The sequence below is a fragment of the Enterococcus raffinosus genome, assembly GCF_018917525.1.
In the GTDB taxonomy this organism is placed as follows: domain Bacteria; phylum Bacillota; class Bacilli; order Lactobacillales; family Enterococcaceae; genus Enterococcus_A; species Enterococcus_A raffinosus_A.
Genome location: NZ_JAHLOS010000017.1, coordinates 53,898 through 66,503, shown reverse-complemented (window position 1 = coordinate 66,503; position 12,606 = coordinate 53,898). Strand labels below are relative to the sequence as shown.

Below are 12,606 nucleotides of genomic sequence, written 5' to 3'. Positions count from 1 at the left end.
ACCTCTTTTTTCTCCAATCTGAAGTGAGACACTCAAGGCGTCTCGTTTTTTGCTCGCTCTAGTAAGTATTCAGCCAAGCTGTCCGTCACCGTAATATGGGTAAAAATCTTTGTTTTCGTCCCGACGTACAGCACTTCCCTTTTACTTTTCTCATAACAGGCAACAGCGACATTCGAAATTTTCCGTACATCCTCAACACCTAATCCAATAACATTTTCATTGATCTCGCAAGTAACTTCCTGACCATTCTGATCAATGAATTTTGAATTGACATCTCCGATTACCGCTAATTTCTCTAACTCGTCGATGTCCTGCTGATCGACGTAACCGATCTCCGTCATCGTATTATTTTTAGAAAACGGACTGGCGATTCCAACTAGTGCAAAGTCAACATTTTTCCCGGCTTCTAGCACATCGCGGATGCCGTCATTTTCAATCAAACTCTTTTTGATAAAAGCATTGTCCACCAGTGCCGGTGCGTAAAGATATTTACATTTCGCTCGAAGCTTTTTCGCTAGATCATAGGCCAATTGATTGGAATGAACATCCACCATCTCTGACCCTAGTCCGCCGATTAATGGAATAATCGTGGTATCTGCTTGATTCTCATAAGGGTACTCATCAACGATTCCCCGCAGCATTTTTCCCCAAGAAAGACCGATCGTTTGGGCTTTCGTGATCTCCTTTTGAAAAGCCGTAATTGCTGTTTGAACCAGCAGGCGCTCGATCTCGTCTTTTCGCAAGCTGCTGGTATCTAAGACTGCGGCTTTTTTCAACCCGAATGTTTCCTCTAAAGCCAGCTCCAGTTCGATGGAATAGGCGCTCTCGCTTTTAATAAAAATATCAACGATACCTTCATTCTTTGCATCATTCAAATATTTTGAAACCAGTGAACGTGAGATACCCAAATATTTAGCGATCTCTGACTGCTTCAAATTCTTTTTGTAATACATCGTAGCCACTTTTACGATGTCCCGATTGTGCTTTATAGCCATTTTGATCCCACCCTCTGAACAACTTTGATCCCATCCACTATACGGTTGATCCTACTCCCCTGCAAGTACCAGAATCATGAAACATATCGCTCCATTTATACGTACAAACTGTAAAAAAGCCGAGGATGTCCCTTGTTCGGCACATCCTCGACCTTTTTTAACTAAATAATTTCGATCACGCCGCCGACTTCAAAGCTTGGGAAAGTCCCTGGGCTGACAATAATTGCCCCGGGTAGAATTTCTCCAATTGCGTTACGAAAATAAATCGAAATATGTCCTAATTCTTCAAAATTTGCATTTGCTTGCGAACCTACCTCTTCGATCGTAAACTCTTGATCACCAAATTTGATTTTCCCACCGACCTTTAGGGCATCTTTAGGGCGATCCTCAAATTCATGAATCACACAAATATCTCTTAATTCTGCCGTTGCAGAAGGACCAAACAAAATAACTAAGCGTTCTTCCTCAAATGCTGGCACCATACTGCCAATTTCAATAATTTTGGTTTTTACCATCAATCCATTCGCTCCATTCAAACAAGTTTTTAATACATTCCGAAACTAGCCAACCATGCCAATATTACCGCAGTAAAACCAGTCAACATCCGACCGTATAAAATCGCTGGCACTCCGATTGCAACCGTTTCCGGTTTTGCCTCTCCTAATGATAACCCTACCGGAATAAAGTCACAACCTACATGTGCATTAATTGCGAACAATGCCGGCAATGCATACTGTACAGGAATCGAACCATTGGCGATTTGTGTACCAATCAATACTCCGATAACTTGTGAAATTACCGCTCCTGGTCCTAAGATCGGCGACAGGATCGGAATACTACAGATTAATGCTAGAGCAATCATCCCTGGTAATGAACCTGCTAATGGTGAAAGGACTTTAGCCAACCAGTCACCAACACCCGTGTAGTTGATGATCCCAACAATCATACTAATAAATGCCATGAAAGGAATAATATTTTTCAGCAGCATATCTAACGCGTCGCGACCAGATTGGTAGAAGGTACTCATCACTCCGCCGATAACACGGGAGAAACGAACTAAGAAGCTGTCCTTTTTCGCTTGTTCTTCTTTATGCTCTTCTTTGATTTTTGAATATCTTTCTCTGAACTCTTCTTCAGACTCACGACCTTCGTCTTGTTTTGTCACAATTTTTTCTGTCACGGCTGCTGATTCTGCATCCTGTGCATGAGCGTGATTAATCGCTGCCATTTGTTTTTCTTCTAAATTCGCCTCTTCTAAGATAGTTACATCTTCTGGACGGACCCCTGAAACAAAAATATCTTCCGTGATATGTTTAGATAATGGACCCGAAGGAGAAGACGGTAAAACATCCACTGTCGGAATGCGCTTCATCGGATATACACCGATTCGAGCCGTGCCGCCACAGTCAATTACGGCACATAGAGTTTCATCTTCTGGAATTTGATTCTTAAAGCCATCACAAGCCTCACAACCGGTTAAATCAGCAATTTGCTGCGCCACCGGATGAATACCGCCACCTGTAACAGAAACAACTTTATTTTTTTGCTCCGATGGAACTAATGTCAGACCAACTCCCCAACCTTTACTTCTAGGTTTTACAAATACTGTTTTGTACATTACGATTCCTCCTTTACGCAGTCGCTTTCTTCGCTTCTCTAGCCATCATGAATTTCGTTAGTCTCTCTGTTACAATTCCACGAATCAGGATAACTACAATCCCAACTAGGAAGTAACGCACAGCTAAACTTGATTGACTGAACCCAGCCTTCGTTACACCATTGGCAATTCCTAAGTAAACAAAAAGTTCTCCGGCATTCGCATACGGGAACAACCCAGTAACAGGATGGACAAAAGAAACGGCCGCATCGTAGAACGCTGGTTTTTCTTCTTCTTTAACGAATTTACCAAAGGTATATGCCATCGGATTCGTTAGCATTAAAACCGCCAAAATCGGCATCAAAGAGTAACGTAGAATCATGTACTTCGAACAATAGCGGATCGCTCTATCTACACGTTCTTCACCAATAAATGCAATAACGGAATAAGTAAATGTTAAAAGTACAATCAATAGTGGGACGATCCCAGTCATGTAGCCCATGAACTGTTCACCGCCGGCTTCAAACATACCAATAAAGTTTTTCCCTGCCCATTCGATATATTTCATTATAAAATCCTCCTCTTTTTAGGTAACCGCTTCCAATTTCCGTGTGTAAATCTGCGATAATGCTTTTTCCGTTTGGGATGCGCCTTTTTCTTTTGCGACATTACTGTAATTAACCAATTGCGTTCCTTTATACGATTGGTCCTCTTTAAAGCGAGCAAATATCGTTAATCCTTTACAGACATAACATTGAATAACTCTGCCGTCTGCATCCACGACTACCGCGACGATCGCACGTAAAAGTCTTCCCTTTACCACCTCGGTATAAAACTCATATTCCGTGCCTGCCTGTTCTGTCGTGATCTTCTTAATAAACCGCTGATAATATTTCACCTGAACAATGCTTAACAGGCTTTGACTAAGCATCAAAACGATCAAAACAATTACTAAGCCACTCATAAGCTACATCCTCTCCAAAAGCAGACAAGGGTATCCCTCATCTGCTTTAAATTTGCCTTAATCACCAAACGTTGAATCTTGAAGTTTCCGTAAACGATAAACCGTAGTTGATTCATCAATCTCAATATCATCATAGGTTAAGAACGTTCCATCTTTAATGTCGCGCTTCGCAACAGAAGAGCCGCCAACTAAACCGATTGGTACATTGTTGTTTTTCACCAGATCCGCATGAGTTTCTAACACACCGCGTACGCAATAACCACCAATGCCATCGATTTTTTCACCCGCTTTGATATCTTTCTTCGCTACCGCAACAGTTTCTGAAATTGGAGCACCTAATGGTACGATTGCATGATCGTGATTCAAGACTGCTTTTGCAATCGTGATCGGTGTTTCTAAACTAGCTAGATGATATGGACGATACAAGATATGATGGTCACGATCACCCTTCTTCATCAAATAGCTTAACTCATGACGCGCCCCGTCATTTTGTCCTTTAACAATTACGAACACGCCTGGTGCTAATCCGTCAACATATTCAACGACGCCATATTTATCTAAGATACCGCCATTTTCCTTCAAGTCTAAATCCTTAATAACTGAATCTACATCTCCGCTGATCCCGTGCATTCCTACTTTGTCAGGAATAAAGCCAATTGCATTCGACAATAGGTTCATTTCAGCCATGGTCTTCGTACCATCTTGGAAGGCAGCCAACATGTGACTGGACATTTGTTTAGAATCCGCTTCTGCTTGCGCAGTATCTGGGTTTGCACCAACCTTCAACTTGTTGTTCTTGCCTTTACCAGCAACTAAGACTTCCATCCCCATGCTTTTTGCAAATTCAAATAATTCTGTCGTTGCAGCAGGTTCATCCCCATCAGAGCCTGTGTAAACTAAGTCTGCCGCATCATAAATTTTCTTCATCAATGGTCCAATTGTGATATCCACTTCCACATTCAGTAAAACGATGTGTTTTTTCGCTAATAACGTTTCCAGCGAAATTTGGGCACCAACTTCTGGGACACCTGTCGCATCAACAATAACTTCTACCTTGTCTGAATGAATGATTTCTTTAAAATCTGAGCTGACTAAGATATCCACTTTTTTCTCTGCACTTGCATTATAAGCATCCGCTGCTCGTTGCGCGGCATCCTTATTGATATCACTGATACCGGTCACTGCCATCCCTGGAATCGTTGAAATCTGAGCAATCATCCCAAAACCCATTTGACCTGCACCAATTACCCCAACTTTGATCGGTGCGCCATTTCTTTCTCTTTCCAAAAGCTTCCCATAAAGTGTCATTGTTACCCCTCCATACTTTTTTGACATATGACAACACATTTGACATATGCCTTAAATCACTTTTAGTATAACATCGACAAAAGGTATGTCAACGCTTTCTTTTCACAAACTATCATTTTCCATCAATTGGAACATATGTTACAAAAGTAGAAACTACCGTAAAAAACGTGATATACCAACATCAAAGAGATATCCTCTATTAGGTTGAAACAATTCAAAGAATATAAAAGTCACAAATGCACATTCTTAAAATAACTACAAATCAAATAGTGGGAAAACGTTAATTTAGAAACATAATAGATAAGGACATACTCATGAAGGTTTGTTCACAATCTAATCAAAAGATAAGTTCTACAAACCGGCAAGTCATTCAGCCATTTAAAAAAATTAGACCAATTAAAAATTCTCACAGACTATTTTAATTGTGAACGAGCGAACAACGAAATTTTTATATAACTCATTCTCATTTATTACTGCGAAAAACAAAAACCGCTACTCTGACTCGTGTCAAAGTAGCGGTTGCTTATTGTTGTCCATAGGTTTCAAACTTCTCTAGAACTTCTTTCATTTGTTCCTGATTTAGTAGTTTTGGTGTACCAATGCATCGCGCCCGGTAATCGAGCTTAGCAAGAAACTCAATATCCTTCGCCACACCAAAGGCGCTGGATAAGTCTGGACCAATGGTTAAAACGCCATGGTTGCCTAACAAGATCCCGTTGTCTTCATGAATAAAGTTGAAGGCTTCTTCAGCTAATTCCCGAGTACCAAACGTTTTATATTCGCAGCACCGAATTTTCTCACCGACAGAACCAATGATGTAATGCAACGGTTCAATTTCCTGCTGCAGACAGGCAAATGTCGTCGCGTATTCTGAATGAGTATGAACAACTGAGCGAACGTCTGGACGATTCGCATAAAAAATACTATGAAGATCATATTCGCTTGAAGGTTTACGATTGCCTTCCAACACATTACCATGAAGATCCATTAGTACAATGTCTTCCGGTACTGTTTCAAAATAAGGAATGCCGCTTGGGCTAATCAGCATCGCTTCTTCTTCAGGTAGATAAATGCTGATGTTGCCGCCAGTACCCGTCGTTAATTTTTCAGTAATAAGCTTCTTGCCATAGTCAACGATCAGCTCACGCTCTTTTAAATGCTTCATCTTCTTCTCCCAGCTCCTGTTGATGCTTCTATTTTCATCACGTAATCATTCAATCAATAAAAATTATTCTCCGGTTGCTCTTTGATATAGCGTTTCAAATCATAAGGTGAAAAAATTCCACGATCTGTCACGACTGCTCCAATTAATTCTGGCGGTGTGATATCAAAGGATGGATAAATGGCCTTAACCCCGGATAAAGTATGTTTGATCCCATTCAACTCCATCACTTGTTCAGGATCACGCATCTCGATTTTGATGCTTTCATGGCTTGTTTTATCTGTATCCGGAATGCCTGTAACAAAGTAAGGAATGCCAAATCGTTGTGCCAAAATCGCGATTTGATACGTACCAACTTTATTGGCGATATAGCCATCTTGAGCGATCGTATCCGCCGCCGAAGTGAATAGATCGATTTTTTCATGCGCCATTAAATAAGCGATCATATTATCAGAAACAACGGTTGTGTCAAAGCCCATTTCAGCACAGCAGCTGGCTGTCAGCCGCGCACCTTGTAAGTACGGACGCGTCTCTGCGCAATAGAAGCGCAGTGTTTTGTCTTGTTCGATCGCTTCTCGCAGCAACATGCCTATAATCGTTTCACCGAAGCATTGGGTCAAAACAGTCCCGTTATCCGGAATTTTTTCAATCAAGTATTTGGCTACCTGATCCATTGTATAATAACGGCGATTTAAGGAATCGATCGTATTTTGTTTGATCGCTTCGGTCGGATCTTCCCCTTTGTCCAATGCTTGCACAGCTACTTCTACACATTTTTCTGTGATTAATGTCATGCGATTTGCCGTTGTCGGACGAGCGTTAGCAATCGTGTGGGAGGCTTTTTTGAGATAAGCGACCTGATCTTCTAGTGCGAAATCGCGGCTCTCTTCCGCCGCTAATGCCATACCCATACCTGCCGCAGTATAAGGTCCGGCGCTTTGTGTAACCATGTCCGTGATTGCCTGCGCTACGGCTTGATGCGTTTCACACTCCACAAATTCGATCCGCGTCGGATAAATTCGCCGATCCAAAATACGGACTTTTCCGTTTTCATACCACGCGACATTCTCATATTGCAGTAATGTCGGCATCGTATAATCTTGTCTTTCCAAATTATTCACCTGCTTCTATTGAAGGAATCCTGTTCTAAAACCTTTTAGTGCTGAATGTGCCGCTAAATTTACAGCAGTTCCTCATCTTTCTTAATTCTGCATACTAGGAAAAGTCGAATTAACAGCTTCGTCAATTCCAGCAATCAGCTGACTGCCGCTGATAACATGTTGCCGATTAATAATTAATTGAATGCCTATTTTTAATAAAATCCGTTCAGCCGTGACCTTTTTATCAGAAGGAATCAAGGATAATTCCTTCACCTTTGAATCTCCTACCACACGACGAATGATCTCGGTTCCAGCATAACCGATCGCGTCTTCCATGATTTTTTGCAGCATCGTCTCTTTAAAGGCGTGATTACGATACAACGGAAAAGTCACCGCTTCATCGTAAACTGTCGCTAATTTTGCCTGGACCTGATCGTAAACAGCGGCAATCGTTTCCTTGCACCACTGGTGAAATTCTTGGTCGCTCGTCGAATCAAACAAATTTTTGATCATGGGAAAATAAAGATGGGCCAAAACATTGCCGATATCATAGCCTGCTGGACCATAAAAGGCAAACTCTGGATCGATCACCTTTAATCCTGTTTGATTAATAAAAATCGAGCCCGTATGCAGATCGCCATGCAGCAATGATTGGGCATTATTCATAAAATTATGGCGCAGCAATGCCACCTCTACTTGAAGTGGTTCATTTTCATAGAGGTTTTCTCTGATAAAATCTTCATTACCCGCAGTCACGATATTCCGGTGTTTATAATCATCATACGGCTCAGTAAACACCAGGTCTTCACTGATATCGCACATTTCAGGATTGATAAAGTCTTTGACGCGCTGCTTCTTCACGTCACGATCCAAGACCAAATCACTCGTTAAAAGCAGCGTACGTGCTAAATATTCCGCGATTTCTTCGCTAAAATCAGAAAAACTCTGCTTGTCAATCAATTCATAGCGCATGTTTCGATAGTCAGAAACATCCTCCATCGTCAAAGCATACATCTTTTGATCATAATAATAAACCTCTGGTACAAACTGCGGTGCCAACTCATTTTGCAGCCGCAAAATCTCCGCTTCGATCCGATTTCGTTCAATGTCTAATGGTCGACCAGAAGAACGTAACAAAACATCTGCTTGCTTGATGATCAGGCTTTCCTGTGTCGCCTGATTCACCACACGAAAAACATAGTTGATATTTCCATCACCAATCTCCGTTACTTCAATTGGTGTCTCTGAAGGGAAAGCGCCCAATCTTTCCACAACATATTGTTTGATTGCTTCCGTATCCATTAAAAAATGTTTTTGATACGCATCTGATTCCTTTGGTGTAAGCTTCATATTATCGCCTCATTCATTAAATTTCCCAGATAACTCCATGTAATTGTGTGTTTTTCTACCCTGCAAAGGCAAGAAAAACTGACAGCTAGCTCATTGCTGGTATATTCATTTTTCAAGAAGCGTGAAAAATGGTTTTATTTTCGTACGCATATCATTTTTCTAACCTGCTAAAGCAGGAAGAAAAACTGACAAAAACACTCATCTAAAAGTTTACATTTAAAATTGTTAAATGCAACTCTTAGATGAGTGTAAATTCACGCTTTTACTAATATTCGATTCATTTCTACTTGCAATAATTGTGGCGAACGGTCTATCGCGTCGATGGTGTCGCCTGCAATATGTGAAGTAATGACTACGTTGTCCAATGCTAGCAAGGGCTCATCAGAAGCGATTGGTTCTTCCCATAATACATCAAGACCCGCGCCCGCGATCTGCTTTTTGGTTAAACAGTCTAGTAAATCTGCTCGATTAATAATATCCGGTCGCGCGGTATTAATCAAATAGGCACTGGGCTTCATCAAACGCAATAACGAGTGATTAATCAGATTCTGCGTTTCTGGTACTACTCTCAAATGTAGAGATACTACATCTGAATCACTAAAAATCTCCTTTAAGCTTTTTAATTTGATTTGATAGCCTTCTTGATCTAGGATGGCTTGATCGATAAACGCATCATAAGCACTGACCTCCAACCCTAGAGCAGTCAGACGTTTAGCAACGATTTTTCCAATATGTCCTAATCCGACTAGCCCGACTTTTAGATTGGAAAAGGAGGTTTTGTATGCATCGTTGGAAAAATTCTGCGGCCAATTTCCCTGCTTTACTTGAATGGCAGAAGCGGCGATATTGCGAACAGTCGCATACATCAAACCAATCGTAAAATCCGCTACTGGTTCCGCATTACGAATGACATTGATTACTGAAAGACCGGGTATCTCCTTCACTGCTTCCAAATCAATATGCTCCAGTCCACCTCGACAGGTACCGATCATCTTTAGCTTTTTTGCTTGAGCCAATAACTTTCGTGAAACAGGCGCCAAATGTACGAGCAAATACTCGGCTTCCCTTACCGCTGCCAAAATCTCAGCAGGCCATTCAAAATCATTCGGTCCATCATGCTCCAGAATTTTGATAACTTCGCGAAATTCTGATCGCGTTTTTTCAGACTGCCATTCGAAACTTTGAATACTAATGGGCTCCTCAAGTAGCAACCCTTTTGCGGCATTCGCCAAATTTGCAGCCGAAACGAACGGATCACCGATCACAACTACCTTAGTCACCCTGCAAACCTTCTTCCAATAAAATCCCTGTTTTCGGTTTCACGTGAAACTTTTCTGCTAAATCCAAAAGCTGCTGGTCTGTGATCTGCTGCTTAATTTCTTGTTTGGCTGAGCAAATCTGCAGATAGATTTTAGCTGCCTTTTCTGCCGTTTCCACTAGACCGAAAGCATCGTCCATCGTTTGACCAGTGCCCATGATTCCATGATGCGGCCAAATCACAATTCTAGAATTCTGCATTTTTTCAGCTGAGGCTGCTCCGAGTTGACTCGTCCCTGCAACCATCCACGGGAGAACCGACACCCCATCTGGAAAAACGACTATACATTCTGTGATCATTTGCCATAGCGTCTTAGTGAATTTCTTTTCGTCTAGGTCGTGAATAAACGTCATCGCTGATATGGCTGTCGCATGAGTATGCAAAATAACCCGATGCTCTGGATCTTGTGCAAGACGAACTTCATGACATTGAAGATGCGACGCCAGCTCACTCGTTGGTAAATCGCCACCCTCTAGTCCCCACAGCAGTTCATACCTGTCGCCTTCTGCATTTATTCGAATAATCGCTAAACTATCAGCGGGATTCTTTTGAATATTTTTGAAATATTTACCTGAACCTGATACAAGAAATAGCTCACCTGCTAAGCTTTTTACAGTAAAATCTAGTGGGATCGTTCTTTTAACCTGATCACTATCGAAATAGTATTGAACCTCTTCTTGCGGTAAGCGATAGCTGATATTCCCGCCATTCCGTTCGGCCCAACCATACGCCCATAGTTGACTGGTTGCTTCACACATTTCTTTGATAAAAGGAGCTTGATTGATCTCATGAAGTTTCACTTTATCATCCCCTGTTAACTATAGATTAGAGGAGGATCGTAATTAGTCGTGCCACGATCATAAAGGCCACACCTAACGCCCCATGAATCAGATACGTTTTGCTCTTAACAACATCGCCATTCGCTCCAATCACGAGTTTTTTGGCGCCATCAAAAAAGATTTTGATAAAAAAGGCCAATCCAATCAAAACAAACAAATCGCTAATCATCGTAATCCTCCTCCCTAATTAATAACTACTTTTGCCCATAATAAGCATTTGCTCCATGCTTACGTAAATAATGCTTGTCCAACACCCTTTGCGGCAGCTCTTCCGCAAAAGAATTTAATTGCCGCGTCAGCAGGTTCATTTTACAAACCTCTTCCAAGACTACCGCATTCATCACGGCACTATGCGCATCCTTGCCCCATGTAAACGGCCCGTGACCATGAAGCAGTACCCCTGGTACCTCTAAGGGTTTGAGTTCACGCTGTTTGAAGGTCTCCACAATGACACAGCCCGTTTCGTGTTCATAGCCTTCATCGATTTCATATTGACTCAAAAATCGTGCACAGGGAACCGAGCCATAAAAGGTATCCGCATGGGTCGTCCCCATTGCCGGAACATCCAATCCCGACTGCGCCCAAGCAGCTGCCCACGTTGAATGAGTGTGAACGATCCCGCCGATTTCCGGAAATTCCTTATACAAGACTGCGTGAGTCGGTGTGTCGGAGGATGGATTCAAGCGCCCTTCGATCACATTATTTTCTAAATCGACAACGACCATATCCTCCGCCGTCATCTCTTCATAGCTGACACCACTAGGCTTGATCACAAAATACTTTGTTTCAGAATCATAGGCGCTGACATTGCCCCATGTGTATTTAATTAATCCCTGTTTAGGTAAGTCTAAATTCGCTTGAAATACTTCTTCTTTTAATTGTTCTAACATTCATTCGGCCCTCTCTTACTCTGGATTGACAGCAACAACGATTTTGTTATAGGCAAGCTCGCGCTTAAACATCTTTGGCAGCACTTCTGGCAGATCGGTTAAGGTGATTTCATTACTCACCATTTCCTTGAACTTGATTCGGCGTTTAGACATTTCTTCTAACGTCGCCTCCCACGCCCGACCGGGATAAGGAGCTGTATAGGAATTCCATGAACCCGTGATCGTCAGCTCTGCCCGCATGATGCGTTCCGCTTCTTGTTCAGACAATGGCAAATCTTGATGTGAGATTCCGACAAGTACGACTGTTCCATGTTTTCGAGTGATCAGTAACGCCTGCTTTTGCGTAAATTTACTTCCAGCTGTTTCAATTACGACATGGACGCCTAAACCTGTTTCTGCCTTGATCGCTGCTTCTAAATCCTGCTCTTTGCTGTTAATGGTCACATCCGCTCCAAGTTCTTTTGCCAAGGCTAGCTTTTCGTCAAAAATATCGACAGCGATCACTTTTTTCGCACCAAATATTTTTGCGATTTGGATGGCAAATTGACCAATTGGTCCGCAGCCAAGCACCGCTACAGTGTCGCCAACCTTCATATTCGAACGCTGCATCGCATGCCAGCTGATCGTCGCCGGCTCTACCCCAGCCGCTGACAATAAATCCAAATCCTCCGGCATCACGACACAATGCTCTTCTGGAACTTTCACGTATTCTGCAAAGGCGCCATTACTGCCGGTACCGATTATGTTATAATTATCACTGAGTCCATAAGATCCTTCTTTCGTGTATTCGGAATTAGGATCTGGAATCAGCGGTGCAACAGCGATCTTGTCTCCGACTTGAACTTTAGTGACCTGTGATCCTACCCGATCTACAGTTCCACTAAATTCATGTCCTAAAATGAGCGGATACATTCTTGCACCATCTTCTAAGTTTGCGCGGGGCACATCTGAGCCACAGATCCCCGCGTAAGCGACTTTAACTAATACTTCATCTTCACCAATATCGGGAACATCCACCTCTTGAACTTCCAACACACCAGGTTTTATCAGCACACTTGCTTTCATCTTTTTTGTCATGATCTT

Annotated in this window: 14 protein-coding genes; all 14 read right to left on the bottom strand. The window is 42.1% G+C overall.

Going from position 1 to position 12,606, the window contains the following annotated elements:
- Nucleotides 1–32 precede the first annotated feature (32 nt).
- The 14 genes from KQI58_RS12120 to KQI58_RS12055 all read right to left on the bottom strand — a co-directional run bounded on the left by KQI58_RS12120 (nucleotide 33) and on the right by KQI58_RS12055 (nucleotide 12,600).
- Nucleotides 33–995 (bottom strand): sugar-binding transcriptional regulator, encoded by a 963-nt coding sequence (locus KQI58_RS12120; RefSeq protein ID WP_216409354.1) that lies wholly within the window; start codon nucleotides 993–995, stop codon nucleotides 33–35.
- Nucleotides 996–1,156: 161 nt separating this feature from the next.
- Nucleotides 1,157–1,510 (bottom strand): PTS glucitol/sorbitol transporter subunit IIA, encoded by a 354-nt coding sequence (locus tag KQI58_RS12115; RefSeq protein ID WP_216409353.1) that lies wholly within the window; start codon nucleotides 1,508–1,510, stop codon nucleotides 1,157–1,159.
- A 29-nt stretch (nucleotides 1,511–1,539) separates the two neighbouring features.
- The gene (srlE, locus tag KQI58_RS12110; RefSeq protein WP_216409352.1) at nucleotides 1,540–2,613 is read right to left on the bottom strand and encodes a PTS glucitol/sorbitol transporter subunit IIB; all 1,074 of its coding nucleotides are present in this window, start codon (nucleotides 2,611–2,613) and stop codon (nucleotides 1,540–1,542) included.
- A 13-nt stretch (nucleotides 2,614–2,626) separates the two neighbouring features.
- Nucleotides 2,627–3,160, bottom strand: a complete 534-nt coding sequence (srlA, locus tag KQI58_RS12105) for a PTS glucitol/sorbitol transporter subunit IIC (protein WP_016179328.1) — start codon at nucleotides 3,158–3,160, stop codon at nucleotides 2,627–2,629.
- An 18-nt stretch (nucleotides 3,161–3,178) separates the two neighbouring features.
- Complete coding sequence (locus KQI58_RS12100; RefSeq protein WP_216409351.1) at nucleotides 3,179–3,556, bottom strand: transcriptional regulator GutM; 378 nt, start codon at nucleotides 3,554–3,556, stop codon at nucleotides 3,179–3,181.
- Nucleotides 3,557–3,613: 57 nt separating this feature from the next.
- A complete protein-coding gene (locus KQI58_RS12095; protein ID WP_216409350.1) occupies nucleotides 3,614–4,864 on the bottom strand; it encodes an NAD(P)H-dependent oxidoreductase in 1,251 nt (416 codons plus the stop codon).
- A gap of 523 nt (nucleotides 4,865–5,387) precedes the next feature.
- Nucleotides 5,388–6,029 carry an L-fuculose-phosphate aldolase gene (locus tag KQI58_RS12090; RefSeq protein ID WP_216409349.1) on the bottom strand — a complete coding sequence of 214 codons (642 nt, stop codon included), beginning with the start codon at nucleotides 6,027–6,029 and terminating at the stop codon, nucleotides 5,388–5,390.
- 53 nt (nucleotides 6,030–6,082) lie between these two features.
- Entirely contained in the window at nucleotides 6,083–7,138 is a 1,056-nt protein-coding gene (locus tag KQI58_RS12085) for a s-methyl-5-thioribose-1-phosphate isomerase (protein ID WP_216409348.1), read from the bottom strand.
- A 90-nt stretch (nucleotides 7,139–7,228) separates the two neighbouring features.
- Nucleotides 7,229–8,476 carry an S-methyl-5-thioribose kinase gene (gene mtnK, locus KQI58_RS12080; RefSeq protein WP_216409347.1) on the bottom strand — a complete coding sequence of 416 codons (1,248 nt, stop codon included), beginning with the start codon at nucleotides 8,474–8,476 and terminating at the stop codon, nucleotides 7,229–7,231.
- 254 nt (nucleotides 8,477–8,730) lie between these two features.
- Complete coding sequence (locus tag KQI58_RS12075; RefSeq protein WP_216409346.1) at nucleotides 8,731–9,756, bottom strand: NAD(P)-dependent oxidoreductase; 1,026 nt, start codon at nucleotides 9,754–9,756, stop codon at nucleotides 8,731–8,733.
- Nucleotides 9,749–10,594 carry a rhamnulose-1-phosphate aldolase gene (gene rhaD, locus KQI58_RS12070; RefSeq protein ID WP_216409345.1) on the bottom strand — a complete coding sequence of 282 codons (846 nt, stop codon included), beginning with the start codon at nucleotides 10,592–10,594 and terminating at the stop codon, nucleotides 9,749–9,751. Before rhaD ends, KQI58_RS12075 begins: the two co-directional genes overlap by 8 nt.
- A gap of 25 nt (nucleotides 10,595–10,619) precedes the next feature.
- Entirely contained in the window at nucleotides 10,620–10,802 is a 183-nt protein-coding gene (locus KQI58_RS12065; RefSeq protein WP_216409344.1) for a hypothetical protein, read from the bottom strand.
- Between the two features lie 25 nt (nucleotides 10,803–10,827).
- Nucleotides 10,828–11,523, bottom strand: coding sequence for an L-ribulose-5-phosphate 4-epimerase (locus KQI58_RS12060; RefSeq protein ID WP_216409343.1), 696 nt, complete (start codon nucleotides 11,521–11,523; stop codon nucleotides 10,828–10,830).
- A 15-nt stretch (nucleotides 11,524–11,538) separates the two neighbouring features.
- On the bottom strand, nucleotides 11,539–12,600 hold the full coding sequence (locus KQI58_RS12055; protein WP_216409342.1) for a galactitol-1-phosphate 5-dehydrogenase: 1,062 nt from the start codon (nucleotides 12,598–12,600) through the stop codon (nucleotides 11,539–11,541).
- Nucleotides 12,601–12,606: the final 6 nt, after the last annotated feature.